The organism is Paraliobacillus sp. PM-2 (genome assembly GCF_001368815.1).
Lineage (GTDB): Bacteria > Bacillota > Bacilli > Bacillales > Amphibacillaceae > Paraliobacillus.
This window is the reverse complement of record NZ_CTEI01000002.1, coordinates 164,970-191,564: the sequence shown is the minus strand read 5'-3', so window position 1 is coordinate 191,564 and position 26,595 is coordinate 164,970. Positions and strand designations below refer to the sequence as shown.

The window sequence follows — 26,595 nt, the reverse complement described above, 5'->3', positions numbered from 1 at the left end:
CATGGAAAGTGTGAAGCATGCTGATTTATATAAACGTTACGGGAAAATAAAACGAGTAATTGGATTGATGATTGAATCAGTTGGTCCTTCCGTAAGTATTGGTAATGTTTGTTATATACATACTTCCGCTTCAACCAAAATTTTAGCTGAAGTTGTCGGATTTCATCAACAAAATGTTTTGCTTATGCCGTATGCATCCATTAATGAAATAAGTCCAGATAGTTTAGTAGAGGCAACAAATGCTCCTTTAACAATAAGAGTAGGAAAAGGAATAATTGGTAATGTGATTGATGCTATTGGAAAAAGACTAGATGGTTCGCCCTTACCAAAAGGTTTATTACCGTATCATACAGACCAATCTCCTCCTAACCCGTTGGCTCGTCCTAGAATCATAGAACCCATTCAAATTGGTGTCAAAACCATTGATACCATGTTGACAGTAGGAAAAGGCCAACGTGTTGGTATATTTGCTGGAAGCGGAGTTGGTAAGAGTACATTATTAGGTATGATTGCGCGTAACAGTGAAGCAGATATTAATGTGATTGCATTAATTGGTGAGCGTGGACGAGAGGTAAGAGAATTTATTGAAAAAGACCTTGGAGAAGAAGGATTAAAAAAATCAATTGTCATTGTTGCAACATCTGATCAACCCGCATTAATGCGTATAAAGGGTGCATATACAGCTACAGCAATAGCTGAATACTTTAGAGATCAAGGCTACAATGTAAATTTAATGATGGACTCTGTTACTCGAGTTGCAATGGCACAACGGGAAGTAGGTCTGGCTACAGGAGAACCTCCAACAACTAAAGGATATCCACCTTCTGTATTTGCCATGTTGCCAAAGCTGTTAGAAAGAACCGGGACAAGTGCTAAAGGTACAATTACGGCTTTTTATACGGTATTAGTTGATGGGGATGATTTAAATGATCCTATTGCAGATACAACAAGAGGGATTCTAGATGGGCATTTTGTGTTAGATCGTAAACTTGCAGAACAAGGACAGTACCCTGCGATTAATGTACTGAAGTCAATAAGTCGTGTGATGCCACAAATCACATCAACAAAAGAACAACAATTAGCACAAGAGATGCGATCTATTCTTGCAACTTATGAAGAAAATTATGAACTCATTCAAATTGGAGCATATAAAAAAGGAGCAAGTAAAGCGGTAGATCATGCCCTTCAGGTTTATCCTAAAGTAATTAAATTTTTAAAACAAGAAATGCATGATTCTGTTACAAGAGAAGAAGCGCTTCAGTTAATGAAAACGACGTTGTATGGAGGAAATAGTTAATGGCAGGAATTCAAGCTTTCCAAAAAATCTTATTCCATCAAGAACGCTTGAAAAAAACAGCACAAATGGAATACAGACAATCCGTTGATCAATTTGAAACAATCGCAACAAGATTATATCAACTCTTGAAAAAGAAAGAAGAAGTTGAAGTGCAATATAATTACTATTTGCAATCAACTGGTACAGTAACGACATTAGCCACCCATCATGCTTATATCGACGAAATAAAAAATAAAATCAACGAGATGCAAGTTCAGGTTAATCAAGCCAGAACACAAATGGAAGAAAAACAAGCAAACCTGACAAATGCACATATAGAAGTAAAGAAATTTGAAAAAATTATTGAAAAAAAACAACTAGATGAAAAGAATATTGCTTTATATAAAGAAGCCAAGCAATTAGATGAAACGTCAATGAGACAGTTTTTAATGAATGAAATTAGGTGAATGAAATGGCTCAAGCACAAGAAAAAACAAAACAAAAAAAGGCTGGTTTTTTTCAATGGTTGTTGGTCATTGTAGTTCCGATCATTTTTGCCATAATTGTTCTGTTTATTGTTTTATCAGTAATGGGGGTAGATGTAATTACGAAGTCAAAGGAACTTGCAAATCAGGTTCCGTTTTTGTCTGAAGTAGTTACAACACAAGAAGAAGAAGAATTCGAGCGTGAGCAAAAAAAGGTTGAAAGTCAACTCTCTGAAAAAGAGCATAAAATTGAAACATTAGAAGCGGAAGTCTCTTCACAAGAACAAACAATTGATGAATTAAACCAGGAAGTTATTACATTAACTAAACAATTAAAGCAAATGAATGAAACTAGCGATACTAAAGCCAATGAAATGGTCAACCTACCAAAATTAACTAAATCATATGAAGAAATGGATCCAGAACGAGCGGCATCTATTCTAGCTAATGTTAATCAAGAAATGACAACCGCAATACTAAATGAAATGGAAGATGAAAAGCGTGGGGAAATTCTAAGTCAAATGCAAGCAGAGATTGCTGCTCAATTGACACAAAATCTATTAGATTAAAGATTAAATATTTGAGAGGAGGTGAAAGAAGTGAATATCGGTACTTTATTAATGCAGCCTTTAAAGCGACATGCGGCTCACAATTTAATTGATTCCAATCAAGAGTATAGTGGGAATTTTGGGGACATACTTGATGTTATTTCAAATACTGATCTTGCTAATAAATCTACCTCCATTCGAACGCTGTTAACAAACACAGATGCTTCAGAACATGATTTATTGCAATTCATCAAACAGTTTGATCAGAACAAAGAACAACTTTTAGAACTTTTGGGAATTGATTCGGAGCAATTAGAGCAATTGTCTGAACAACTAAGCCAGGAAGAATTAACATTGCTTCAAAAAAATTTAAATATAGACACATCGAAAAAAACAGATGCGCTTATATTACATTGGTGGATTACCAATAACCAACAATCGATGATGGACCAAGAACCAAAGCCAGAAAAATTTTTTTCTGTGCAGAACCAATCACTTGCTCAAACGTTAATAAAACCAGTTGATAATAGTCAAACAGTATTGGAAAAAGCAGAACAATTATGGGGTCAAATTAAAAATGTTCTTCAGCAAGTGAATGATAAGGGGCCAACAAATGAATTAAGTGTTCAATTGTTAAAATTAATGAAGCAGTGGAGTGGGATAAACCATACTTCCTCAGAAGTAACGAAAGAAGTATTATCAAATGAAAAACATTCAAAAGTAAAAATTTGGAACCAATTAATGAATACTTACCATAAACGAATTAATGGGGCAGTTAAGGGAGCATATCAATCAAATGCCACTGTTACATCAACAGACGTTGCTAAATGGATTAAAAATGCGGTATCTAACTATTCAAATGAAGCCAGGGATGCAAACCAAGTAAATACGTCAATTTCTCATGTGACAGGTCAATCCATCTCAAAAGTAGAACAGTATATCGTTTATATGAATCAAACAAATACAAACAATCACAAAGCAATACAAAATGAATTGATAGAGAAATTTCAAAACATCCTTAAATCCAGCCAGTTCCTCTCAAAGTCAAAAGGAACAAATGAATTATTATTACGCTTAAATCCAAAACAGCTTGGTGATATAACAGTTAAAATGCTTCAACAAAACGGGGAAATGCTTGTAAAAATTACTACAACTACACAATTGGCTAAAGATTCGTTAGAAAGTAATTTACAACAATTGAAACATATGTTTTCCCCTCAGCAAGTAATGATTGAAAAACAGGAGACGCAACAGTTTCCATTAACACAACAAGATGCAAAAAATGAATTCGGTAATCAGATGTCAAATTCTTCGCATCAAGAGGACGAAAATAGTGAACATCAAGATCAACAAGATTCGGATGATACAGTAAGCTTTTCAGAATTATTAATGAATGAGAAAGTGTAGGTGAAGAAACATTGCCATCTATTGATCCAACTTATTATTTGCGTAATCAATCTAGAGGTTCAACAAGTTCGAATTTGGGAAAAGATGAATTTTTAAAAATTCTCATGGCTCAACTTCAAAATCAAGATCCTTTAAAACCGATGGAAGATAAGGAATTTATTTCACAAATGGCTACTTTTTCATCTTTAGAACAGATGATGACAATGAATAAATCCATTAGTAGTCTCGTAAATAATCAAACCGTTTCACCTGTGATCCAATATAGTCATTTAATTGGAAAAGAAGTCACATTTTATAATTTTGATGATGAGACAGGAGAAATTATAGAGCCAAAAGAGAAAATAACGAGTTCAGTTGCAGCTATAAGTGAGAAAAATGGCTTTGCTGTCTTAGAATTAGAAAATGGACAAAAAATTTATACAGATGAGATTATAAAAATTGAACATTCATCAAATAAGTAGGTTAGTAGAGTAGAGAGGGGATTATTATGGATCATCGTATCCAACAGGTTCACCAGAAAGTATTGTTGCCGAGTAAGCCCCATACGCCTCTTGAAAATGAAAATAAGATAAATTTTAAAGCAGTATTAAAAGACGCTCAATCACTTAAAATTAGTAAGCATGCACAAGCACGATTAGATGAAAGAAACATACAAATTCCTCCAACAAAATGGGAGAATATTTTTCAAAAAGTGAATGAAGCGAAACAAAAAGGGGTTACTGATTCACTCGTCATAACAGATGAAGCAACATTACTTGTTAGTGCAAAAAATAACACGGTAGTAACAGCTCTGGACAGAAAAGAAGTCCAAAGTCGGATATTTACAAACATCAATGGAACGATAGTAATCGATTAGGCTGGACCCTATGGGAAGCCGTAAGCTGTGGATTGATAGAAGCAGCCATTTTATAACTTATATGAAGAGAGGAATGAATGATACATGTTACGTTCAATGTATGCAGGTATTTCAGGAATGAGAGGATTTCAAACAAAGTTAGATGTGATAGGTAATAATATTGCAAACGTCAATACATCTGGCTTTAAGAAAGGTCGAATAACATTTCAAGATATGATGAGTCAAACAATGTCAGGTGCACAGGCTCCAACAAATATTCGAGGAGGTATTAACCCTTCACAAGTAGGTCTTGGATCACAGGTTGGTACAATTGACAATATTCAAACACAGGGTAATCGCCAAACAACCAATAGAGCATTAGATATGGCACTGGAAGGTGATGGCATGTTTGTATTAGGACGGGATTTAGATGATCCGGCAAATATAGATCTGGAAGCTTCAGATATTAGTTTTAGCCGTTCTGGTAATTTTTATTTGGATGATGACGGATATATAGTGAATCCAAACGGACTTTATTTACTTGGAGAAGGCGCAGCTGACAACGGTACCGGTGATATAGAGCTTACAGGAAATCTTAGTCGCATTCAAATTCCAGAAAACGCTGCTAGTTTTAGTATTTCTGGTAATGGAACAGTGAATTATGTTGATGAAAATAATAATGTGCAAGTAGCTGGTCAAATACGATTGGCGTCTTTTTCCAATCCGGGTGGTTTGCAGAAAAGTGGATCAAATACGTATCAATTAACCAATAACTCAGGTGTCTTTACGGAAAATAATGATGGTGTTTTTAATAACATCAATGACTTAGTAATTCCTGAAGATCAAGGTTCAGCAACTGTTGTTTCTGGTGCGCTAGAAATGTCTAATGTTGATTTGGCTGAGGAATTCACGGAAATGATAACGGCACAACGTGGATTTCAAGCAAATACTAGAATTATTACTACATCAGATGAAATCTTACAAGAATTAGTTAACTTGAAACGATAAAGGAGGAATGGAGCAAGTTTAACAAACTTGCTCCAATCAAACGATGATAGAGCTTAGTAAATTGACTGGTGAGACATTTACCTTAAATGCGTTATATATAGAGCAAGTTCAATCTTTTCCAGACACAACGATAACTTTAGTAAATGGAAAAAAACTTGTCGTTAAAGAAACCCAAACCGATGTGATTAATGCTGTTAATCAGTATTACAAGTGGATTGGCTTACAAGGATTTCAAAAAGAAGTGAGTGAAGAAAATGAATCCTAAATTGTTTAAAACGATGATGATAACTTTAGTTATCATCACTGTTGCAGGTATTGGATCAATAGCTTATATCATGTTTAATAGTGATAAAGCAACCGGTGAACTCAGTATTGAAGACATGGTAGAATATTCGTATACCACAGAAGAAATGAACACAGACTTAAAAGATGGTAGCTTTGTACAAATACAATTTCAATTAATTACAGATAGTAAAAAAGCAAGAGAAGAAGTGATTAATAGACAATTCCAATTAAAGAATATTTTTATAAAGGAATCGGTTAACCTGACAGAAAGAGATTTTCAAGAGGGGTTAGCAGAGTTAGAAACAAAGTTAAAAAATCAAATGAATGAGCTTATGGATGACGGTACTATCATCGATGTGTATATTATAAGTAAAATTATACAATGATAGCGCTCCTGTCAAGGAGGTGAGAGTTTTGGCTGATGAAATTTTATCACAGAATGAGATTGATGCGTTATTATCTGCGCTATCGTCAGGCGAGATGGATGCAAATCAACTTAAAGAAGATGAAGAAAGTAACAAAGTTCGTGTATATGATTTTAAGCGTGCACTACGCTTTTCTAAAGATCAAATAAGAAGTATATCTCGTATTCATGAAAATTTTGCGAGATTATTGACAACGTATTTCTCTGCACAATTGCGAACGTATGTACATATTTCAGTAGCTTCTGTAGATCAGATTCCTTATGAAGAGTTTATTCGTTCCATCCCTACAATGACAATATTAAATGTATACAGCATGTCACCACTTAATGGACGAATTATCTTCGAATTCAACCCTAATATAGCATATGCCATGTTGGAACGAATGCTAGGAGGGAAGGGAGGAAGTGTTAATAAAGTAGATTCTTTAACAGAAATCGAATCAACCTTGATGAACCAACTTTTTGAAAATGCTTTAGATAATTTACAAGAAGCTTGGTCTTCCTTTGTAGAGATTGATCCAGCCTTAGAGGATTTTGAGGTGAATCCACAGTTTTTACAACTCGTATCACCAAATGAGACGGTTGTTGTGGTCTCATTAGATACTACTATTGGCGAAAGTACTGGAATGATTAATATATGTATTCCACATGTAGTATTAGAACCAATTATTCCAAAATTATCTGTTCATTATTGGATGCAAACAGAAAAAACGAAAGAAAGAAAAACTGGCGAATACGAGAATCTAACGAAAAATCTGGAATCTGCTAAATTAGATATGCAAGTTTTATTAGGTCAAACAGAAATTACAATGAATGATTTATTAAATTTGCAAACTGATGATGTAATGCAATTAAATCAGTCTATAAACGATCCACTAGTCATGATGGCTGATAAAGAGCCTCTTTTCTATGTGCAACCAGGAAAGAAGAAGAACAAATTAGCTGTGCAGATCTTAGAGGAAATAAAAAGGGGGAACCCAATTGATGAATGATGGTATGTTATCACAAGATGAAATTGATGCGCTACTTAAGGGTACAGATGATGATGGAATAGACGATGTAGAAGAAGATGCGGTAATAAAGATAGAAGACGTATTATCTGATATTGAGACAGATGCATTAGGGGAAATTGGAAATATATCATTTGGAAGTTCTGCTACAACACTATCAACACTATTAAATCAAAAAGTAGAAATTACGACACCGACAATATCAACAATAAAACAAAGTGATTTGGCAAATGAATTTCCTAAACCACATGTGGGTGTAGAAGTACAATACACGGATGGGTTTGAAGGAATGAATTTGTTCGTATTACAATCAACTGATGCAGCAATTATTGCCGACTTAATGCTTGGTGGAGATGGAAATACGAATAATGAGGAACTAAATGATATTCATTTAAGTGCAATACAGGAAGCAATGAATCAAATGATGGGTACAGCAGCTACTAGTATGTCTACTATCTTTAATAAGCGTGTTGATATCTCGCCACCGTCAATAATGGTGCTTGATGTAAAGGGAGAAAAGAATAATCAGTATATTCCCGATGATGATGTCTTAATCAAAGTTTCATTTCAGTTGAAAATTGGTAAACTTATTGATTCTAATATTATGCAAATACTACCGATTAACTTTGCTAAAGATATGGTAGATGGACTTTTAAATCCACCGACAAATGAGTTATACCAAAATCATGAGTCGGATAATAGTCAAACATCAACACACGAGAAACAACAAAAACAAACAGAAGATGAAGCTTTAGCAAAAACAGAAAAAAATTCAAAAACTAAATATTTAGGAGAGAATACACATCAAAACGCTAGTGTTCATAATGCAGCATTTTCTACTTTTGATGAAGTAGATTTACCTAAAAATGAAAAACGTAATTTAGATATGCTTTTAGATATTCCTCTACAAGTAACAGTAGAATTAGGTAGAACATCGCATACAGTAAAAGATATTTTGGAGTTTTCTTCGGGGTCTATCATTGAATTAGACAAACTAGCGGGTGAACCAGTAGACATTCATGTAAACAGTAAGTTAATTGCTCAAGGTGAGGTAGTTGTTATAGATGAGAACTTTGGTGTCCGTGTAACAGATATAGTTAGTCAATCAGATCGTTTGAAAAAATTAAAGTGAAATTGATGGAGGGTTTAACATGTCACAAAGAATATTAATTGTTGATGATGCTGCATTTATGCGCATGATGATTAAAGATATTTTAATTAAAAATGGATTCGAAGTGGTTGGAGAAGCACAAGACGGAGCAGAAGCAGTAGAAAAGTATAAAGATCATAAACCAGATTTAGTAACAATGGACATTACCATGCCTGAAAAAGATGGAATTACTGCTTTAAAAGAAATTAAACAGATTAACCCAGAAGCTATTATTATCATGTGTTCAGCAATGGGACAACAGGCCATGGTCATTGATGCGATTCAAGCAGGTGCGAAAGATTTTATTGTGAAACCATTTCAAGCAGATAGAGTAATAGAAGCAATACAAAAAGCATTAGGTTGAGTTAAAAATGAATAGAAAAATTTTAACCATTTGTTTTATTTTAGTTATAGGTTTATTCGCAGCACCTAATAAAATGGTTGCCTCATCAGATAATGAAAATGTCTTTGAATGGCTTAATAATGATACACAAGAGATTGAAGACAAGAGTAATACGGAGCAAGTAAATGAAGAACAAGTTAATAATGATTCAGATCTAGAAGGAAGTAATTCAACGAATCTAATTACTATCGTTATCAGAATCATCTTTGCACTATTACTAATTATTGGATTAATTTATGGGATGTTAAAATTTATCAATAAAAAAAATAAATTGACTAGTCGTCCAAATATAATAAAGAATTTGGGTGGAATTCCTTTAGGTACGAATAAATCTGTTCAAATTATTCAAATAGGTGATCGGTTATTTGTTGTAGGTGTAGGTGAAAACATCGAGCTTTTAACAGAAATAAAGGATGAAGAAACGAAGGATACACTATTTGCTGAGAAAACGACAGATAATGTAGTTACTCCACAAATAACTAAAATACTTGGTAATGCATTCGAACATTTATCAACAAAAAAAGAAAAAAAGACAGATGAAATATCGGACTCTTTTTCACACTTATTTAAGTCTGAATTAAATCATTTAAAACAAACAAGATCCAAGATAACGAATAGTTACAAACGTAAGGAAGAAGATAAAAATGAATGAATTTGTCGACTTATTCTCAAGCTCAGATCCTAGTAATGTATCAACAGCAGTCCGATTATTATTATTGTTAACGGTGTTTTCATTAGCACCAAGTATCATCATTCTATTAACTAGTTTTACTAGAATAATAGTTGTTTTATCTTTTGTTCGAACATCACTAGCAACACAGCAAATGCCACCAAATCAGGTGTTAATCGGAATTGCTTTATTTTTAACGTTTTTTATTATGGCACCTACGTTCCAACAGGTTAATCAAGACGCCATCACCCCTTTATTTGAAGAAGAAATAACATTAGATGAGGCATATAACAGAGCTAGCATACCCTTAAAGGAGTTCATGGCAAAGCATACAAGACAAAAAGATCTAGCGTTGTTTTTGAAATATAACCAAACAGAGAAACCAGATACCGTTGAGGATATTCCATTAACTATCCTTGTACCAGCTTTTGCAATTAGTGAATTAAAAACAGCATTTCAAATGGGGTTTATGATTTTCATTCCATTTTTAGTAATAGATATGGCTGTAGCTAGTGTTTTAATGTCAATGGGAATGATGATGTTACCACCTGTTATGATTTCACTGCCTTTTAAAATATTATTATTTATTTTAGTTGATGGTTGGTACTTGATAACCGAATCATTACTACAAGGGTTTTAGCTAGTTGCTTAAAGAGGTGAATATATGAGTGCAGAATATGTCATTACATTAGCAGAGCAAGGTATATATACCGTATTAATAGTTACAGGCCCGCTGTTGTTGTTAGCATTAGTTGTTGGTTTGTTGGTTAGTATTTTTCAAGCAACAACGCAGATACAGGAACAAACATTAGCGTTTATTCCAAAAATTGTTGCGGTATTGGTTGGACTAGTTGTATTTGGACCATGGATGCTTGTACGTATGGTGGAATTTGCTAGTAATATATTTCAAAATTTAAATCAGTTTGTAGGTTAATTGTATGTTAGAATCGGTTAATTTGAATTATTTACCAGCTTTTTTACTTATACTTGTACGATTCATAGCCTTTTTTGCTACAATCCCTATTTTTTCTTACCGTAATATACCTAATCAATTTAAGATAGGTTTAGCTATTTTTTTAGCGTGGATTACCTTATATACCATAACGATTCCAGAGATTGCTATTGATCTTTCTTTTTTATTGTTACTAGGAAAAGAGACGGTAGTTGGATTATTGTTGGGACTGATTGCTTACATCATATTAGCTTCGGTTCAAATCGCAGGTGGATTTATAGATTTCCAAATGGGCTTTGCTATTGCAAATGTAATTGATCCGCAAACTGGTGCACAAGGCCCGTTAGTTGGACAATATTTTTACACGATAGCAATACTCTTTTTGTTAACAGTTGATGGACATCATTTATTAATTAACGGTGCGATGTTTAGCTTTGAGATTATTCCATTAGATCAATTAATAAATTTTAACAATGAAAAGCTTGTATTATTTATTATAGATACATTTAACCAATTATTTGTCATTGCCTTTCAGCTTGCCATACCTATTGTTGGGTGTTTATTTTTAGTTGATGTCGCATTAGGAATTATAGCTAGAACAGTCCCCCAACTTAATGTTTTTGTAGTAGGAATTCCACTTAAAATCTTGGTTGCACTGTTTGTTATATCTATGTTTATGGTGATGTATATTTCTGTTGTCAAAAGATTATTTGCTTATATGTTGGAAGCATTACAATTATTAATTAAACTATTTGGAGGGGCTTGATGAACACGCAATTAACGTTAGATCTGCAGTTCTTTGCTGGAGAAAAAACAGAAAAAGCAACTCCAAAAAAGCGACAAGACACTAGGAAAAAAGGACAAGTTGCTAAAAGTCAAGATGTCAACACGGCCATTTTATTATTTTTAGTTTTTTTATTATTTATCGTGATTGGTAGTACATGGAAGGGTCAAATGATCGGGTTATATCAAAAATCATTTACAGAATACATCCATTGGCAAGTTACACAAGACAATCTGCACACAATGATGATAGAAATTACAATCTATGTAGCTAAAACATTAGCTCCTATTATGATTGTTGCAATAATTGCTGGATTAGCAGCAAATTTTATGCAGATTGGTTTTCTTTTTACCGGAGAGCCGTTGAAAATGCAATTAAATAAAATTGATCCCATTCAGGGAGCGAAACGAATTTTTTCAGCAAGAGCATTAGTTGAATTAGTAAAATCCTTATTGAAAATTGTTGTAATTGCAGCTATTACGTTCTCTATCTTATGGATGAATAAAGATGAAATGATGATGTTAGCTGGAAAGAGTGTTGATGGATCTTTAGCTTTTTTTGGTAATGTAACTGTAATGATGGGTATTTTTTCATCTATTGCTTTATTAGTGCTTTCTGTTATTGATTATACATATCAACGCTTTGACTATGAAAAAAACATCCGAATGTCAAAAAATGATATAAAAGATGAGCATAAAAATATTGAAGGAGATCCGCAAATTAAAGCAAAAATTAAGGAACGTCAACGACAAATGGCAATGAGAAGAATGATGAGCGAAGTTCCTAATGCTGATGTTGTCATAACCAACCCCACACATTATGCAGTAGCAATTAAATATAATGAGGAGAAAGCAGATGCTCCTTATGTTGTTGCTAAAGGTGTTGATTTAGTGGCACTGAAGATAAGAGAAATTGCAGAAGTGCATCAAGTGGCACAAGTAGAAAATCGACGTTTAGCAAGAGCATTATATGCCAAGGTTGAAATTGATGAAATGATTGATGAAACATTCTTCCAAGCAGTAGCGGAAGTATTAGCCTATGTTTATCAACTGGAACGAAAAGCGTGATTGAAAGAAGTTAGGAGAGGAACCAATGAAAGTAAGAGATTTATCCGTATTGTTTGGTGTTATTTTAATTATTGTTATGTTAGTCATTCCTTTACCGGGCTGGCTATTAAGTATATTTATATTAACTAATATTTCTTTAGCCTTAATTGTTATCCTAGTTTCTATGAATACGAGTGAACCATTGCAGTTTTCTATATTTCCTTCCTTACTACTTCTTTTAACATTATTTCGATTAGGTTTAAATGTATCAACTACTCGTTCTATTCTATCAGAAGCAGATGCTGGTGGGGTTGTAGCAACTTTTGGAACCTTTGTAATTGGTGGCAATCCATTGGTAGGTTTTGTTGTCTTTAGTATCCTAGTTATCATTCAATTTCTAGTTATTACAAAAGGTAGTGAACGTGTATCTGAAGTTGCAGCCCGCTTTACCTTAGATGCCATGCCCGGGAAACAAATGAGTATTGATGCCGATTTAAATGCTGGTATGATTAATGAACAACAGGCAAAAGAACGCCGAGAGAAAATTGAACAGGAGGCAGACTTTTATGGTGCCATGGATGGTGCTAGTAAATTTGTCAAAGGGGATGCAATAGCTGGAATTATTATTGTTCTTATTAATATTATTTTTGGACTAATAATCGGTATGATGCAAATGGATATGAGTTTCCAAGAAGCGATTAGTACATACATGCAACTGACTGTTGGTGATGGATTAGTAAGTCAAATACCAGCATTATTAATTTCTACTGCTACTGGTATTGTTGTTACTCGTGTTTCCTCTCAAGGAAATCTTGGTAGTGATGTAACGACGCAATTATTACGGTTCCCTAAACTCTTGTACATTGCAGCTGGAACTATATTCTTGTTTGGTTTTACACCAATTAACTTCTTTTTAACAACCTTTATTGCGGCAGTTTTAGCGTTTGGTGCGTATTGGTTGTCTAAACCTTCCGTTCCACCAACTGTCGATCATGATTTGGAAGAAGAACAAGCACATAGTGAACAGATGCAATCTCCTGAGAATGTTGTAGATTTGATAAGTATGGATCCTATTGAATTTGAATTTGGATATTCTCTTATTCCGCTAGTGGACACGAATCAAGGTGGCGACCTAATGGATCGTATTGTGATGATTCGTAGACAGTTAGCAATTGAGTTGGGAATGGTTATTCCTGTTGTGCGGATTAGAGATAATATTCAGCTTAGTCCTAATACTTATCAATTAAAGATTAAAGGCAATGAGGTTGCGCACGGTGATTTAATGTTAGATCATTATTTAGCAATAATTCCGGGTGAAGATGATGAGGAAATCAACGGGATAGATACAACAGAACCAGCATTTGGTTTACCAGCTAAATGGATTAGTGAAGAGGACAAAGATGATGCTGAATTAGCTGGTTACACTGTAGTCGATCCACCATCAGTTGTTTCTACACATATTACGGAATTAATCAAGAAACATGCACATGTATTGTTAGGTAGACAAGAAACAAAACAATTAATCGATCATTTAAAAGAAACGTACCCTATTTTGGTTGAAGAAGTGACGCCAGAGCCTTTATCTATTGGAGATGTTCAAAAGGTGCTATCTAAGTTGTTACGTGAACAAGTCTCTATTCGAAATTTACCAGTTATTTTTGAAACATTAGCAGATTTCGGAAAGATGACAAATGATACAGAATTATTAGGAGAGTATGCAAGGCAAGCGTTGGCCGCACAGATAACGAAACAATATATACAGAATGATCGAGCATTAAAAGTTATCACAATTGCGGGAGAAGTAGAACAAATGATTGCAGACCATGTACAGCATACAGAACATGGGAGTTATTTATCATTAGATCCTAATGCACAACAAAGCATTATACGATCCGTTACTGAGAAGGTGGAAAATGTCTCATTACAGGAAGAGACACCAATTATCTTATGTTCACCAACCATACGGATGTTCGTGAAACAGTTGCTTGATCGATTTTTCCCACATGTTGTTGTATTATCTTATAATGAATTAGAGCCAGATCTTGATGTTCAAAGTATAGGGGTGGTGAATGTGGCATGAAAGTAAAAAAATATATTGCTCCTACTATGCCAGAAGCGATGTCGAAAATTCGTAAAGAATTAGGTAATGATGCGGTCATCTTAAATTCAAAAGTGATTTATACAGGTGGTATTTTAGGATTATTTAAAAAAAGAAATATAGAAGTCATCGCTGCTATTGATCCTGATATTAAAAAACAACCATTAAATATTTCAAAAGAAGATACAATCGCTCAAGAAAGAAAGCCTTCTTATTCTACTGTCAACCAAACAAATGATAGCCAACAGACCGTATTAGATGAAGTGCGTTCTTTACGAAGATGGATGGAAAAAGCAAATGTTAACCAACATATAAGCGGATTATCTCCTGTATTTGAAACGGTTTATACATCTCTGATTGAACAAGATGTAAGCGAATCGATAGCAATGGACCTTGTTGCACATATACAGCAAAAGTTTAAACATGAAGAATTGACAGTGGCGCAGGCAAAACGCTTGGTGCAGTCAGAAATTAAAACGAGATTGGACAATATTGGCTGCGGTGGTATTCAATATGACAAACAATTTATCCATTTAGTTGGCCCCACTGGAGTTGGTAAAACAACAACTATTGCAAAAATTGCTGCTAAATGTATGTTAAAGGACAATAAAAGTGTTGCTTTTATTACTACCGATACTTATCGGATAGCTGCAATAGAACAATTAAAAACTTATTCAAAAATACTAGACATTCCATTAGAAGTAGCTTACTCCATCGATGATTTTAAAAAAGCGAAGGAAAAGTTTAAAGTTTATGATCTGGTTTTAGTTGATACTGCAGGGAGAAATTTTAGAGATGCAAAGTATGTAGAGGAATTAGGAGCAGTAGTCGATTTATACAATGATATAGATACTTATTTAGTTTTATCCTTAACAACAAAGCCAAATGATCTTATTGCTATTTATCAACAGTTCAAAAATATACCATTAAAACAACTAATATTTACGAAGTCTGATGAAACAGCTTCTTATGGTTCAATTTTAAATGTCACATTTCCAAACGACATTGGCATTGGCTATATTACTACTGGTCAGGATGTGCCAAATGATATTTTAGAAGTTACTGGTGAAAAAATCAGTAATCTAGTAGTTGAGGAATCAAAATGACTGATCAAGCTGCTAATCTAAGAAGAGATATGAATAGAATAAAAAAGAACAAGCAAGCAAAGACCATTTCAGTAGTAAGTGGAAAAGGAGGAGTTGGTAAATCTAACTTTTCATTAAATTTTGCAATTACACTTGCAAAAAGACACAAAAAAGTTCTTTTATTTGATCTTGATATTGGTATGGGAAATATAGATATCTTAATGGGAGTACAACCAACACAGACAATTGTCGAAATGTACGAAAAAGAATTACCTGTTTATGATATTATTGAATCAGGACCTTATTCATTGTCTTATATTGCAGGTGGGTCTGGTTTACCAGAATTATTTCAAATGAGTGAATACAAGCAAAATTATTTTTTACAACAACTAAATGAGCTTCTAGTAAGTTATGATTATATTATTTTTGATATGGGAGCAGGTGCTTCGGCAGATACCATTCGCTATATTTTAGCTTCGGATGAGAGCGTCGTAGTTACTACGCCCGAACCAACATCAATCATGGATGCCTATGGGATGATGAAACATATTTATTATTATAATCAGGATATACTGTTGTATCTATTAGTTAACCAAGCCCAGAGTACAAAAGAAGGAGAACAAACGATCAAGCGTTTACAACAAGTAACGAAACGCTTTTTACAAATGAGTATTACTCCATTAGGAATTCTACCAAAGGATAAAGCCGTTTCAAAAGCTGTATTAAGTCAAACACCATTTTCATTGTTGGAACCTAACGCTAAAATAACACGCGCACTAAATGAATTAGCAGAACATTATGAAACGGGGAAATTTGAGAGTGGTAACAATGGTCCTTCAGCTTTTATAAACAAGCTTATAAAATTTGTGAAAGAAAGGTAGACTGCCATGAACAAAATAAATGTGTTAGTTGTTGATGACTCAGCATTTATGCGCAAAATAATCACAGATTTACTTAATTCTCACCCTAGAATTCATGTGGTAGATACCGCACGTAATGGGAAGGATGCACTGAAAAAAATAGATGAACTAAATCCTGATGTTGTAACATTAGATGTCGAGATGCCAATTATGGATGGAATTGCTGCATTAAAAAGAATTATGGCAGAGAAGCCACGACCAGTTATTATGCTTTCTAGTTTAACAAAAGAGGGCGCAGAGAAGACATTAGAATCCATTGCATTAGGTGCTGTTGATTTTATAGCTAAACCTTCGGGGTCTATTTCATTAGATATAAGAGAAAAAGAAGTTGAAATCAAATCTAAAGTATTACAGTCAGTAAATGCTAATGTGGCTAGACTTTGTGAAAATGACAAAAAACCCGAAAAAACAGTTGTTTCTACCTTTACACAGCATGCCATATCAAGCATAAAAAAAACAAATCAAATAGTAGGAATAGGTACATCAACTGGAGGACCAAGAGCATTACAACGTGTTGTTACTCAGTTACCAAGAGATTTTCCAGCACCTATCGTAATTGTTCAACACATGCCAGCTGGGTTTACTCATTCTCTAGCAAAGCGACTTGATCATATGTCTCAAATTACAGTGAAAGAGGCAGAGGATAACGAAGTACTTAAAAATGGTATTGCATATATCGCACCTGGAGGATATCAAATGCAGGTAGAACACAGTGGAAGGGGTGTCATTTCTCGTGTTACCCAAGGGAATCCTAGAAATGGACACCAACCATCCGTTGATGTGTTGTTTGAATCTTTGGCAACATTATCCTCTTATCAAGTATACACAGTCTTAATGACTGGTATGGGAGCTGATGGTGCAAATGGTCTTATACTTTTAAAAAATAAAAAATCTAACACGGTTGCAATCTCTGAATCTAAAGAAACCTGTGTTGTCTATGGTATGCCTCGAGCTGCTGAAAAGACAAAATTAATAGATTTTGTTGTAGAATTACCAGAAATAAGTAATGTGCTCATTAAACAGATGAAAGCGAGAGGTGTAAATAATGGAAATCAATGAATATCTGGATGTTTTTATTGAAGAGAGCAAGGAACACATTCAATCATTAAACAGTCATTTATTAGAGTTGGAAAAAAAACCCGAAAACATAGATACAGTGAATGAAATTTTTCGATCTGCTCATACCTTAAAAGGAATGTCTGCGACGATGGGGTTTCAAGATTTGGCAGATCTAACACATAAAATGGAGAATGTGTTAGATGCCGTTAGAAATCACAAACTTCAAATTAATTCCGATATAATAGATGTTGCTTTTGATGCAGTAGATCATTTAGAATCTATGGTTTTTGATATTGTTGAAGGTGGAAATGGAAAAAAAGACGTTTCTAATTTGGTTGCACAATTGAATGCAATTGAACAAGGAGAATCGATCCAGGGTATTAACATGAAAGAGAAAGAATCTGTTGCTACAAGAGAGAGTACAAGGATTGGATCACTTGATCAATTTGAAACTACCGTATTACAACAGTCAGTAGAAAAAGATTTTAATAACTATCAGGTAAATGTTCAATTGGATGAAGGATGTTTATTAAAAGCTGCTCGCGTTTATATGGTATTTGAAGTGCTTGAACAGCTGGGAGAAGTGATTAAATCCGAACCAATAGTATCGGAATTAGAAGAAGAAAAATTTGAAAATGATTTCACTATACTCCTTATTTCTAAGGAAGACGAAGATACTATTAAACAAAAAATAATGAAAGTATCAGAAATCTCTCAAGTATGTATTTCACAGTTTGATGTTAATCAACATGCTGTACCAGCACAAGTAGACGAAGAGAAAGATGGTTCTGATAAACAACTTTCTATTCAATCGAAAGAAGACATAAACAATGATAAAAATAATACGAAGAATAGTCAATTAACAAGTAAAACCATCCGTGTGAATATTGATCGATTGGATGCATTAATGAACTTGTTTGAAGAACTAGTAATTGACCGTGGTCGTTTAGAGCAAATTGCAGGTTCTATGAAACATTCAGAACTGCAAGAAACGGTAGAACATATGACCCGAATCTCAGGTGATTTACAAAATATTATACTTAATATGCGCATGGTACCAATTGATCAGGTTTTTAATCGTTTTCCACGCATGGTACGTCAATTAGCAAAAGACTTAAATAAACAAATGGAATTGTCGATCGATGGAGCAGAGACCGAATTAGACCGAACAGTGATTGATGAAATAGGTGATCCGTTAGTCCATTTAATACGTAATGCGATAGATCACGGGATTGAAACACCAGAGGAAAGAAAGCAAAAAGGAAAACCAGAAAAAGGCACATTAAAATTGAATGCTTATCACAGTGGAAATCATGTCTTTATTGAAATTTCTGATGATGGAGCCGGTATTAATAAGGAAAAAGTAATTAAGAAAGCTATTGGTAATGGTGTGATTACAGATGAACAAGTTGCTACGCTATCTGATTCACAAATTCACCAATTAATTCTGGAGAGTGGTTTTTCTACAGCTGATGAAATTTCAGATATTTCTGGACGTGGAGTAGGATTAGATGTTGTTAAAAATACAATTGAATCACTAGGTGGCTCTATTCGAATTAAATCTGAATATGGTAAAGGTTCTTTATTTTCTATCCAACTGCCATTAACCTTGTCAATTATTTCTGTATTATTAGTTGAAGTAAAAAAAGAAAAGTATGCTATTCCTCTTTCCTCTATTATTGAAACAGCTATCATTAATAAAAATGAAATTATGCACGCACATAATAAACAAGTCATCGACTTTCGAGGTAAAGTTGTACCACTGATTTCTTTACATGACATCTTTGAAGTACCGAGTGAACAAGAAGATGAAACGTTTCATTCCATTGTAATTATAAGGCAAGGAGATAAAATGGCAGGATTGATTGTTGATACATTTATTGGTCAAAAAGAAATTGTTTTAAAATCACTTGGGAACTACTTAACAGATGTTTTTGCCATCTCAGGCGCTACCATATTAGGTGATGGACAAGTTGCATTAATTTTAGATACTAATGCATTAATTAAATAGAGGGGGCATTTCAATGAGTAAAGAAGCAAAAGAAGAATACAATGATAATTTAAAGTCTATTGTATTCCAATTAAATAATGAAGAATATGCATTACCTGTTTCATATGTTGGTGCAATTGAGACGATGATGCCCATCACACGTGTTCCTGGAGTTCCTAAATATGTTAAAGGGGTGTTTAATCTTCGAGGTGTTGTTACACCAATTATTGATTTAAGAGAAAGATTCGGTTTTTCAAGTTATGAAGTTACGGATAGTACTCGAATTATTATCTTACAAATAAATGACATTGAAGTTGGTTTAATTGTTGATGCTGCTTATGATGTGGTGGACATACCAAGAAATACAATTGAACCTTCTCCTGAAGTGATTGGTTCTGTGCAAGTTGATTATATTCATGGCGTTGCAAAATTGAAAGACCGCTTACTAATTTTACTAGACATGGAAAAAGTATTAAATCAAGTTGAAGTGAAAGAACCATACCAAACAGAAAGTTAGAAGGTGATTAAATGTCTTATATTGGATCATTGAATGATTATCAATTAGATGTATTGAAAGAAGTTGGTAACATTGGTTCAGGTAATGCAGCTACTTCACTTTCTACACTTTTAAATCGAAAAGTTGATATGAAAGTACCTGCTGTTCGAGTCGTTAACTTTGATGAAATGATGGATTTAGTTGGTGGACCAGATATGTTAATTGTATCTGTTTTTCTAAGAATTAAAGGAGAGGCTCCTGGCAGTATGTTTTTTGTATTATCTCCTGACGAAGCGGAATCCTTTGTTAAAGAAATGACTGGGATAGAAACGTTCTCAATTACCCACCCTCCTTTTGAGGAAATGGGATTATCTGCACTTCAGGAAATGGGTAACATTTTAGCTGGATCCTATTTATCTGCTTTGTCAGATTTTATTCAAATATCACTTCAGCCCTCCGTACCAATATTACATATTGATATGGCAGGAGCCATTCTAACTCAAGGCTTGATTGAATTATCTCATGAGAGTGACTATGCAATTATAATTGATACATTTATCAATGACAAAGACAGTAACCAAGCACCAATAAAAGGGCATTTTTTTCTTTTACCTGATCCAAAATCGTTTCGAAAAATTTTTGATCATTTAGGTGTTTTAGAGTAATGGCTATACAAGAAAAAAATTTAATTAAAGTTGGTATTGCCGATTTAAAAATAGTTACAAAGCAGAATAATTTTTTACGGACGTCAGGCTTAGGTTCATGTGTTGGTGTTGTGGTTTATGATTTTTCCAAGAAAATGGCTGGAATGGCTCATGTGATGTTACCGGATTCCAATCTATCAAGAGATAGTAATTTTAATAAATTTAAATATGCTGATACAGCTATTCCAATCTTAATTGAGCAATTAATTACCTCTGGTGCTAGAAAATATGCTTTAAAAGCTAAGATTGCTGGTGGTGCCCAAATGTTTTCTTTTAGTTCATCTAATGATATGTTGAGGATAGGTAAGCGTAATGCAGAAGCTGTAAAACAAGTGCTGCAACAATTCGGTATACCAATAATTGCTGAAGATGTTGGTGGGAATAGTGGAAGAACGATTGAATTTGTTTTAGAAACAGGTATGTTAAACGTACGGACAGTTAATATGGGAGAAAAAGAAATTTAAATTAAATTCCATGGAATTTAATTCATAATGAGGTGATAAGTTTGTCTACTTCGAACCCGCCAATAGATATACTATGGGATCAATGGATGAAAAATAAAGATAATGATATAGCTAATCAACTTGTCGAACATTACCTTTATCTTGTTCATTATCATACTCAACGAATTGCAATTCATTTACCAAAAAATGTAGATAAAGATGATATTAAAAGTTTAGGTTTGTTTGGACTTTATGATGCACTACAAAAATTTGATTATACTAGAGAGTTAAAGTTTGCTACTTATGCTTCCTTTCGCATTCGTGGTTCTATCATGGATGGATTGCGCAAAGAAGATTGGCTACCACGTTCCACTCGTGATAAGGCTAAAAAAATTGAACAAGCCATTCATTTGCTAGAACAACGTTTGTATCGTGAACCTACTGCTTCAGAGGTAGCTGATTATTTACAATTGAAAAGAAATGAAGTCGAGGCAGTAATAAAAGATTCGTTTTTTTCAAATTTATTATCTATTGAAGATAAATCAACGGAGCAGGAAGACAATTATAAAGATAGAAATGGTTATAATCTCCCGGATGAACGGAATCCATCACCAGAAGATACCATTATTACATTGGAAAACTTAAATGATTTGGCGCAATGTATTACATTATTAAATGAGAACGAACAAATGGTTATTAGTTTATTTTATAAAGAAGAATTAACATTTACAGAAATAGGAAAGGTCTTAGCGTTAACAACATCACGCATTTCACAAATACATAAACAAGCTATTTTTAAATTGAAGAGAGCGCTAACTTCATCATTTACAAACTTAAGGGGATAAAACGATGGAATCTCTACATGAAATCTTCAAATTAACTATATCAAAAGATAAAATGTCAGCAACACTTGATAGAAAACAAGATTATCAAGAAGATTTATTAAATGAGCAATTATTATTATCGTTTTTAGAAGAGCAACGGGTTACTTTCGGAATAGATATGGAGAAAATAAAGCAAATTGTCAGTGGTGATGCAGCCAATCTGATGTTTCCTGTTGTAATTGCAAATGGTTTACCTGTAGAACAAGGTAAAGATGGCGAAATTACTTATGTATGTACCCAGAATGAAATAGTAAAGCAAGAAGAAAGAAGAAACTTTCGTGATGTTAAGAAAATTCCTTCTTTAAATAAAGGTGAGCAAATAGCACTTCTTTCTGATCCCACTCTTGGACAAAATGGTAGAAATGTTTTTAATGAAGAAGTACTAGCTAAAGCGGGGAAACCTATTCAAATAAGAGCTGGAAGAAATGTGTTATATCATAAAAAAAATAAGTCATTTTATGCAACGATTGATGGGCAATTAAGTATTGGAAATAAAGTGATTCATATATTTGATACTTATGAACTAAATGCAGATGTATCTTTACAAACTGGAAACTTAAAGTTTGTTGGGTCCATTGTTATTAGAGGGAATGTTCCTACAGGATATCGAGTAGAGGCTGAGGGAGATATTTATGTTTATGGTTTAGTTGAAGGTGCTTATCTTGAAGCGCAAGGAAATGTTTATGTTTCTGAAGGGATAGCTGGCCTGGGGAAAGGAACAATTATATCCAAGGGTGATGTAACAATTGGCTATGCTAACCAAGCGGCAATTGATGCTGGAAAAGATATTATGGTGAAACACTCTATCATGCATAGTAATTGTGTTGCCAAAGAACATATTTATTGTGGTTCAGGTAATATTATTGGCGGGTCTTGTTCAGCTGGACAATCCATTGAAGTGAAAAATGTTGGTAATAAAATGTACACCAAAACAGAAATAGCAATTGGTATTAATCAGAAAGATTATGAATTAGAGAATGCTTTAAAAAAGGAAAAACAAGCGTTAACAGATAATATTGATAAATTACATGCGATAGGTAACAGATTACATGAAAAAGAAAAAACACCGGATGGGTTAATGCCCAAAGAGAGAATTTTATTATTAAAGCAACGGAAATCTTTACATCAAATGAAAGAAAAGGTAAGAGCAATTGATCTAGAATTGCAGTCATTACAGGTTGAACTAGGTGATGAAGAACATATTCGATTAATTGTAAAAGGGGATATATATCCAAATACAGAATTGCGTTTTAGCAAATATAAAAAGACTATTAATACGCTACATAAATTTATACAAATACATTTAAAAGATGGCGAAATAACTACAAACTCACTTTAGGAGATTTTGCTAAGAGAATTAATTTTACTGAGTTAAGAGGGGTATATGATGATAGAATTGCTACTTCTAATTAGTTTCTTCATTCATATTACAACGTTTATTTATCTTAAAACGTTAAGTAGTCGTGTGATGCGTCCAGAAGAATTTTTACAAAGACAAGAAGAACAAAAAAAAGAAATGGAAGATTTGCTTTCCATATACGTATTAGAGATTAGAGAAGAAAACGAGAGACTAATGGAAGCATTACAAAACAAACCCAATAATAGAGATAACCAATCAACTACTGCTTCGCCACAACGGTCATCATTGTCAAATCAAGGTAAAGAACAGATGGCTCATGATACAAAGAGAGCGTTTTATTATAAACAAAATGATTATGAACCTCCAATGATAGAAGAAGAAGAATCTTTTAAACCATCTTTTTCTGCACAGGTACTTGCATTATATAGTAAAGGTGAATCAGTCGAATCGATTGCTCGAAAATTGGATTGTGGTAAGACAGAAGTAGAATTAATGGTCAAATTTCACCAAAAAAATGGTTGATTTGCTTGCTTACACTAGATGTATATGGTATATTAATTTTTGGTGTTAATCACACACGTTTATGGATTATAGGAAAGGTGCTAATATTTATTAGTTTTCCTGTAAAGATGAAATAAACGGAGGAATAAAACCAATTTTAGGAGGAAACAATAATGGCAGTTATTTCAATGAAACAACTACTAGAAGCTGGTGTACATTTTGGTCACCAAACACGCCGTTGGAATCCAAAGATGAAAAAATATATTTTCACTGAAAGAAACGGCATCTATATCATTGACCTACAAAAAACAGTAAAAAAGGTTGATGAAGCGTATAACTTTATCAAGCAGGTTGCTGAAGAAGGCGGAAATGTACTTTTCGTAGGTACAAAAAAGCAAGCACAAGAATCTGTAAAAGAAGAAGCAATTCGTTCCGGTATGTATTTTGTTAACCAACGTTGGTTAGGTGGAACATTAACAAACTTTGGTACTATTCGCAAACGTATTAATCGTTTGAAAGATATTGAGCGTATGGAAGAAGACGGTACATTTGATGTACTTCCTAAGAAAGAAGTTGTTGGATTACTTAAAGAAAAAGAACGTCTTGTGAAGTTTCTTGGCGGAATTAAAGAAATGAAACAAATTCCTGATGCTCTATTTATCATTGATCCACGTAAAGAGCGTATTGCTGTAGCTGAAGCACATAAATTAAACATTCCTATTGTGGGGATTGTAGATACAAACTGTGATCCTGATGAGATTGATTATGTGATCCCAGCCAACGATGATGCAATTCGCGCAGTTAAATTGTTAACTGGTAAAATGGCGGATGCTATTTTAGAAGCAAAACAAGGTGAAGTAACAGAAGAAGTAGAACCTGAATCAGAAACAGTAGAAGCAGTAGAAGAATAACAAAAAGGTTTGCGAGAGGTGATAAGAGGGGAACCTTTTATCACCTTTTTTAAAGATCTTTAATTAATATACTTATTATTCTAAAAGCTAGACAAGACAATTCTCAAGAGGAGGAAATATAATGGCAGTAACAGCAAAAATGGTTAAAGAATTACGTGAAAAAACTGGTGCTGGAATGATGGATTGTAAAAAAGCATTGACAGAAACAGACGGAAATATGGAACAAGCAGTTGATTATCTTCGCGAAAAAGGTATTTCTAAAGCTGCAAAAAAAGCAGATCGTATTGCTGCTGAAGGTTCAGCATCTGTTGCAGTAGATGGAAATACTGCGGTATTGTTAGAAGTGAATTGCGAAACTGATTTCGTAACAAAAAATGATCAATTCAAAGCTTTATTAGAAGATCTAGGAAAACACCTTTTATCACAAAAACCAGCAAATGTTGAGGAAGCACTACAACAGCCGTTACACGGTGATGGTGAAATATTAGAATCATTTATTAATTCTAAAATTGCGCAAATTGGTGAAAAATTATCATTGCGTCGTTTCACTATTTTTGAAAAAACAGATGCAGATGCATTTGGTGCGTATATTCATATGGGAGGTAACATTGGTGTAGTAACTGTACTAGAAGGTACTACAGATGAAGCATTTGCAAAAGATATTGCAATGCATATTGCAGCCGTTAATCCTCGTTATGTATCTCGTGATGCTGTATCTACTGAAGAAGTAGAAAAAGAACGTGAAGTTTTAAAAACACAAGCATTAAATGAAGGTAAACCAGAAAAAATTGTTGAAAAAATGGTTGAAGGTCGCTTGGGTAAATTCTTTGAAGAAATTTGCTTGTTAGAACAAAGTTTTGTAAAAGATCCAGATCAAAAAGTGAAAAAATTAGTTGCTGATAAAGGTGCTTCTGTAAAACATTTTGTTCGTTATGAAGTTGGCGAAGGAATGGAAAAACGTGAAGATAACTTTGCTGAAGAAGTAATGAGCCAAGTGAAAAAATAATGGTTTCATGTAACATTAATTTGTCATGAAAATAGAAGAAAAGGGGGACACAGTGTGTTCCCTTTTCTTAAGAATTGAAAATACAGGTTATTTTATATTATTATATAATAAAACTACATAATGGAGGTTATTATGACTACTGCCCGCTACCGAAGAATTGTGTTAAAATTAAGTGGAGAAGCATTAAGTGGAGAGAAAGGCTATGGAATCGAGCCGAATGTTATTCAGTCTATTGCTCTACAAGTGAAAGAAATTGCGGAATTGGGTATAGAAATTGCCATTGTTGTAGGTGGCGGTAACATTTGGAGAGGAAAAGTTGGTAGTGAAATGGGCATGGATCGTGCAAATGCAGATTATATGGGAATGCTAGCAACTGTTATGAACTCTTTAGCATTACAAGATAGTTTGGAAAACTATGGAATTCCTACGCGAGTACAAACCTCAATTGAAATGCGTCAGGTTGCTGAACCATATATTAGACGTAAAGCAATTCGTCACTTAGAGAAAAAACGTGTTGTTATATTTGCTGCAGGTACTGGTAATCCATATTTCTCTACTGATACAACTGCTGCGTTACGAGCAGCAGAAGTAGAAGCAGATGTTATTTTGATGGCCAAAAATAATGTTGATGGTGTTTATACCGCAGATCCAAAAGAAAATGATCATGCAGAAAAATATGAAGAACTATCTTATTTACAGATGTTAAATGAAGGACTTGGGGTAATGGATTCCACAGCTTCCTCACTATGCATGGATAATGAAATCCCATTGCTTGTTTTCTCTGTTTCTGAAGAAGGAAATATTAAACGCGCTGTTTTAGGCGAACAAATTGGAACAATTATAAGGGGGAAATAA

31 protein-coding genes are annotated in these 26,595 nt (G+C 33.8%); all 31 read left to right on the top strand.

The genetic code is table 11. The annotated features are described in order from the left end of the window. Nucleotide 1: 1 nt before the first annotated feature. The 31 genes from fliI (at nt 2) to pyrH (ending at nt 26,595) form a co-directional block, all read left to right on the top strand. The gene (gene fliI / locus BN1058_RS09735; protein WP_090858220.1) at nt 2–1,297 is read left to right on the top strand and encodes a flagellar protein export ATPase FliI; all 1,296 of its coding nucleotides are present in this window, start codon (nt 2–4) and stop codon (nt 1,295–1,297) included. Next, the gene (fliJ, locus tag BN1058_RS09730) at nt 1,297–1,743 is read left to right on the top strand and encodes a flagellar export protein FliJ (RefSeq protein WP_090856661.1); all 447 of its coding nucleotides are present in this window, start codon (nt 1,297–1,299) and stop codon (nt 1,741–1,743) included. Before fliI ends, fliJ begins: the two co-directional genes overlap by 1 nt. Before the next feature lie 5 nt (nt 1,744–1,748). Continuing rightward, nucleotides 1,749–2,330, top strand: a complete 582-nt coding sequence (locus BN1058_RS09725) for a MotE family protein (RefSeq protein WP_090856658.1) — start codon at nt 1,749–1,751, stop codon at nt 2,328–2,330. A 30-nt stretch (nt 2,331–2,360) separates the two neighbouring features. Further along, nucleotides 2,361–3,716 carry a flagellar hook-length control protein FliK gene (locus tag BN1058_RS09720; RefSeq protein ID WP_090856656.1) on the top strand — a complete coding sequence of 452 codons (1,356 nt, stop codon included), beginning with the start codon at nt 2,361–2,363 and terminating at the stop codon, nt 3,714–3,716. A gap of 11 nt (nt 3,717–3,727) precedes the next feature. Beyond that, entirely contained in the window at nt 3,728–4,177 is a 450-nt protein-coding gene (gene flgD / locus BN1058_RS09715) for a flagellar hook assembly protein FlgD (protein ID WP_090856654.1), read from the top strand. A 26-nt stretch (nt 4,178–4,203) separates the two neighbouring features. Further along, nucleotides 4,204–4,572, top strand: a complete 369-nt coding sequence (locus tag BN1058_RS09710) for a TIGR02530 family flagellar biosynthesis protein (RefSeq protein ID WP_090856650.1) — start codon at nt 4,204–4,206, stop codon at nt 4,570–4,572. An 84-nt stretch (nt 4,573–4,656) separates the two neighbouring features. Beyond that, entirely contained in the window at nt 4,657–5,559 is a 903-nt protein-coding gene (flgG, locus tag BN1058_RS09705) for a flagellar basal body rod protein FlgG (RefSeq protein WP_090856644.1), read from the top strand. A 43-nt stretch (nt 5,560–5,602) separates the two neighbouring features. Beyond that, nucleotides 5,603–5,824 (top strand): flagellar FlbD family protein, encoded by a 222-nt coding sequence (locus BN1058_RS09700; RefSeq protein ID WP_090856641.1) that lies wholly within the window; start codon nt 5,603–5,605, stop codon nt 5,822–5,824. Further along, the gene (locus BN1058_RS09695) at nt 5,814–6,230 is read left to right on the top strand and encodes a flagellar basal body-associated FliL family protein (protein ID WP_090856639.1); all 417 of its coding nucleotides are present in this window, start codon (nt 5,814–5,816) and stop codon (nt 6,228–6,230) included. Before BN1058_RS09700 ends, BN1058_RS09695 begins: the two co-directional genes overlap by 11 nt. A 28-nt stretch (nt 6,231–6,258) precedes the next feature. Beyond that, nucleotides 6,259–7,260, top strand: coding sequence for a flagellar motor switch protein FliM (gene fliM / locus BN1058_RS09690; protein ID WP_090856635.1), 1,002 nt, complete (start codon nt 6,259–6,261; stop codon nt 7,258–7,260). After that, on the top strand, nt 7,250–8,410 hold the full coding sequence (fliY, locus tag BN1058_RS09685) for a flagellar motor switch phosphatase FliY (protein WP_090856630.1): 1,161 nt from the start codon (nt 7,250–7,252) through the stop codon (nt 8,408–8,410). Before fliM ends, fliY begins: the two co-directional genes overlap by 11 nt. A gap of 19 nt (nt 8,411–8,429) precedes the next feature. Then, nucleotides 8,430–8,792 carry a response regulator gene (locus tag BN1058_RS09680; RefSeq protein WP_090856627.1) on the top strand — a complete coding sequence of 121 codons (363 nt, stop codon included), beginning with the start codon at nt 8,430–8,432 and terminating at the stop codon, nt 8,790–8,792. A gap of 7 nt (nt 8,793–8,799) precedes the next feature. Further along, complete coding sequence (locus BN1058_RS09675) at nt 8,800–9,483, top strand: flagellar biosynthetic protein FliO (protein WP_090856624.1); 684 nt, start codon at nt 8,800–8,802, stop codon at nt 9,481–9,483. Beyond that, nucleotides 9,476–10,141: a flagellar type III secretion system pore protein FliP gene (gene fliP, locus BN1058_RS09670; RefSeq protein ID WP_090856622.1), complete on the top strand. Its 666-nt coding sequence runs from the start codon at nt 9,476–9,478 to the stop codon at nt 10,139–10,141. Before BN1058_RS09675 ends, fliP begins: the two co-directional genes overlap by 8 nt. A gap of 24 nt (nt 10,142–10,165) precedes the next feature. After that, nucleotides 10,166–10,435 (top strand): flagellar biosynthesis protein FliQ, encoded by a 270-nt coding sequence (gene fliQ, locus BN1058_RS09665; RefSeq protein WP_090856619.1) that lies wholly within the window; start codon nt 10,166–10,168, stop codon nt 10,433–10,435. A 4-nt stretch (nt 10,436–10,439) separates the two neighbouring features. After that, on the top strand, nt 10,440–11,219 hold the full coding sequence (gene fliR, locus BN1058_RS09660; RefSeq protein WP_090856616.1) for a flagellar biosynthetic protein FliR: 780 nt from the start codon (nt 10,440–10,442) through the stop codon (nt 11,217–11,219). Beyond that, nucleotides 11,219–12,304, top strand: a complete 1,086-nt coding sequence (gene flhB, locus BN1058_RS09655) for a flagellar biosynthesis protein FlhB (protein WP_090856612.1) — start codon at nt 11,219–11,221, stop codon at nt 12,302–12,304. The genes fliR and flhB overlap by 1 nt, the downstream gene beginning before the upstream one ends. Nucleotides 12,305–12,329: 25 nt before the next feature. Further along, nucleotides 12,330–14,363 carry a flagellar biosynthesis protein FlhA gene (gene flhA, locus BN1058_RS09650; RefSeq protein WP_090856610.1) on the top strand — a complete coding sequence of 678 codons (2,034 nt, stop codon included), beginning with the start codon at nt 12,330–12,332 and terminating at the stop codon, nt 14,361–14,363. Next, nucleotides 14,360–15,487, top strand: a complete 1,128-nt coding sequence (gene flhF, locus BN1058_RS09645; protein ID WP_090856607.1) for a flagellar biosynthesis protein FlhF — start codon at nt 14,360–14,362, stop codon at nt 15,485–15,487. The genes flhA and flhF overlap by 4 nt, the downstream gene beginning before the upstream one ends. Further along, nucleotides 15,484–16,347 (top strand): MinD/ParA family protein, encoded by an 864-nt coding sequence (locus BN1058_RS09640; RefSeq protein WP_090856604.1) that lies wholly within the window; start codon nt 15,484–15,486, stop codon nt 16,345–16,347. Before flhF ends, BN1058_RS09640 begins: the two co-directional genes overlap by 4 nt. Before the next feature lie 6 nt (nt 16,348–16,353). Continuing rightward, nucleotides 16,354–17,445, top strand: a complete 1,092-nt coding sequence (locus tag BN1058_RS09635; protein WP_090856601.1) for a protein-glutamate methylesterase/protein-glutamine glutaminase — start codon at nt 16,354–16,356, stop codon at nt 17,443–17,445. Continuing rightward, complete coding sequence (locus tag BN1058_RS09630; protein WP_090856597.1) at nt 17,432–19,456, top strand: chemotaxis protein CheA; 2,025 nt, start codon at nt 17,432–17,434, stop codon at nt 19,454–19,456. The genes BN1058_RS09635 and BN1058_RS09630 overlap by 14 nt, the downstream gene beginning before the upstream one ends. Before the next feature lie 13 nt (nt 19,457–19,469). Beyond that, nucleotides 19,470–19,952, top strand: coding sequence for a chemotaxis protein CheW (locus tag BN1058_RS09625; RefSeq protein WP_090856594.1), 483 nt, complete (start codon nt 19,470–19,472; stop codon nt 19,950–19,952). An 11-nt stretch (nt 19,953–19,963) separates the two neighbouring features. Further along, nucleotides 19,964–20,596 carry a chemotaxis protein CheC gene (locus tag BN1058_RS09620; RefSeq protein ID WP_090856591.1) on the top strand — a complete coding sequence of 211 codons (633 nt, stop codon included), beginning with the start codon at nt 19,964–19,966 and terminating at the stop codon, nt 20,594–20,596. Continuing rightward, nucleotides 20,596–21,099: a chemotaxis protein CheD gene (locus BN1058_RS09615; RefSeq protein WP_090856587.1), complete on the top strand. Its 504-nt coding sequence runs from the start codon at nt 20,596–20,598 to the stop codon at nt 21,097–21,099. Before BN1058_RS09620 ends, BN1058_RS09615 begins: the two co-directional genes overlap by 1 nt. A 41-nt stretch (nt 21,100–21,140) precedes the next feature. Then, a complete protein-coding gene (locus BN1058_RS09610; protein ID WP_090856584.1) occupies nt 21,141–21,923 on the top strand; it encodes a FliA/WhiG family RNA polymerase sigma factor in 783 nt (260 codons plus the stop codon). A gap of 4 nt (nt 21,924–21,927) precedes the next feature. After that, entirely contained in the window at nt 21,928–23,301 is a 1,374-nt protein-coding gene (locus BN1058_RS09605) for a DUF342 domain-containing protein (protein ID WP_090856581.1), read from the top strand. Between the two features lie 48 nt (nt 23,302–23,349). Next, complete coding sequence (locus tag BN1058_RS09600) at nt 23,350–23,844, top strand: DUF6115 domain-containing protein (RefSeq protein ID WP_090856578.1); 495 nt, start codon at nt 23,350–23,352, stop codon at nt 23,842–23,844. 152 nt (nt 23,845–23,996) lie between these two features. Then, the gene (gene rpsB / locus BN1058_RS09595; RefSeq protein WP_090856575.1) at nt 23,997–24,734 is read left to right on the top strand and encodes a 30S ribosomal protein S2; all 738 of its coding nucleotides are present in this window, start codon (nt 23,997–23,999) and stop codon (nt 24,732–24,734) included. A 121-nt stretch (nt 24,735–24,855) separates the two neighbouring features. After that, nucleotides 24,856–25,740: a translation elongation factor Ts gene (tsf, locus tag BN1058_RS09590; RefSeq protein ID WP_090856572.1), complete on the top strand. Its 885-nt coding sequence runs from the start codon at nt 24,856–24,858 to the stop codon at nt 25,738–25,740. 132 nt (nt 25,741–25,872) lie between these two features. Beyond that, complete coding sequence (pyrH, locus tag BN1058_RS09585) at nt 25,873–26,595, top strand: UMP kinase (RefSeq protein ID WP_090856569.1); 723 nt, start codon at nt 25,873–25,875, stop codon at nt 26,593–26,595.

What these genes read in the sequence shown, in the direction of transcription:
- fliI (WP_090858220.1), top strand. Translation starts at nt 2, where the DNA reads ATGGAAAGTGTGAAGCATGCTGATTTATATAAACGTTACGGGAAAATA.
- fliJ (WP_090856661.1), top strand. Translation starts at nt 1,297, where the DNA reads ATGGCAGGAATTCAAGCTTTCCAAAAAATCTTATTCCATCAAGAACGC.
- BN1058_RS09725 (WP_090856658.1), top strand. Translation starts at nt 1,749, where the DNA reads ATGGCTCAAGCACAAGAAAAAACAAAACAAAAAAAGGCTGGTTTTTTT.
- BN1058_RS09710 (WP_090856650.1), top strand. Translation starts at nt 4,204, where the DNA reads ATGGATCATCGTATCCAACAGGTTCACCAGAAAGTATTGTTGCCGAGT.
- flgG (WP_090856644.1), top strand. Translation starts at nt 4,657, where the DNA reads ATGTTACGTTCAATGTATGCAGGTATTTCAGGAATGAGAGGATTTCAA.
- BN1058_RS09700 (WP_090856641.1), top strand. Translation starts at nt 5,603, where the DNA reads ATGATAGAGCTTAGTAAATTGACTGGTGAGACATTTACCTTAAATGCG.
- BN1058_RS09695 (WP_090856639.1), top strand. Translation starts at nt 5,814, where the DNA reads ATGAATCCTAAATTGTTTAAAACGATGATGATAACTTTAGTTATCATC.
- BN1058_RS09680 (WP_090856627.1), top strand. Translation starts at nt 8,430, where the DNA reads ATGTCACAAAGAATATTAATTGTTGATGATGCTGCATTTATGCGCATG.
- BN1058_RS09675 (WP_090856624.1), top strand. Translation starts at nt 8,800, where the DNA reads ATGAATAGAAAAATTTTAACCATTTGTTTTATTTTAGTTATAGGTTTA.
- fliP (WP_090856622.1), top strand. Translation starts at nt 9,476, where the DNA reads ATGAATGAATTTGTCGACTTATTCTCAAGCTCAGATCCTAGTAATGTA.
- fliQ (WP_090856619.1), top strand. Translation starts at nt 10,166, where the DNA reads ATGAGTGCAGAATATGTCATTACATTAGCAGAGCAAGGTATATATACC.
- fliR (WP_090856616.1), top strand. Translation starts at nt 10,440, where the DNA reads ATGTTAGAATCGGTTAATTTGAATTATTTACCAGCTTTTTTACTTATA.
- flhB (WP_090856612.1), top strand. Translation starts at nt 11,219, where the DNA reads ATGAACACGCAATTAACGTTAGATCTGCAGTTCTTTGCTGGAGAAAAA.
- flhA (WP_090856610.1), top strand. Translation starts at nt 12,330, where the DNA reads ATGAAAGTAAGAGATTTATCCGTATTGTTTGGTGTTATTTTAATTATT.
- flhF (WP_090856607.1), top strand. Translation starts at nt 14,360, where the DNA reads ATGAAAGTAAAAAAATATATTGCTCCTACTATGCCAGAAGCGATGTCG.
- BN1058_RS09640 (WP_090856604.1), top strand. Translation starts at nt 15,484, where the DNA reads ATGACTGATCAAGCTGCTAATCTAAGAAGAGATATGAATAGAATAAAA.
- BN1058_RS09635 (WP_090856601.1), top strand. Translation starts at nt 16,354, where the DNA reads ATGAACAAAATAAATGTGTTAGTTGTTGATGACTCAGCATTTATGCGC.
- BN1058_RS09630 (WP_090856597.1), top strand. Translation starts at nt 17,432, where the DNA reads ATGGAAATCAATGAATATCTGGATGTTTTTATTGAAGAGAGCAAGGAA.
- BN1058_RS09625 (WP_090856594.1), top strand. Translation starts at nt 19,470, where the DNA reads ATGAGTAAAGAAGCAAAAGAAGAATACAATGATAATTTAAAGTCTATT.
- BN1058_RS09620 (WP_090856591.1), top strand. Translation starts at nt 19,964, where the DNA reads ATGTCTTATATTGGATCATTGAATGATTATCAATTAGATGTATTGAAA.
- BN1058_RS09615 (WP_090856587.1), top strand. Translation starts at nt 20,596, where the DNA reads ATGGCTATACAAGAAAAAAATTTAATTAAAGTTGGTATTGCCGATTTA.
- BN1058_RS09605 (WP_090856581.1), top strand. Translation starts at nt 21,928, where the DNA reads ATGGAATCTCTACATGAAATCTTCAAATTAACTATATCAAAAGATAAA.
- BN1058_RS09600 (WP_090856578.1), top strand. Translation starts at nt 23,350, where the DNA reads ATGATAGAATTGCTACTTCTAATTAGTTTCTTCATTCATATTACAACG.
- rpsB (WP_090856575.1), top strand. Translation starts at nt 23,997, where the DNA reads ATGGCAGTTATTTCAATGAAACAACTACTAGAAGCTGGTGTACATTTT.
- tsf (WP_090856572.1), top strand. Translation starts at nt 24,856, where the DNA reads ATGGCAGTAACAGCAAAAATGGTTAAAGAATTACGTGAAAAAACTGGT.
- pyrH (WP_090856569.1), top strand. Translation starts at nt 25,873, where the DNA reads ATGACTACTGCCCGCTACCGAAGAATTGTGTTAAAATTAAGTGGAGAA.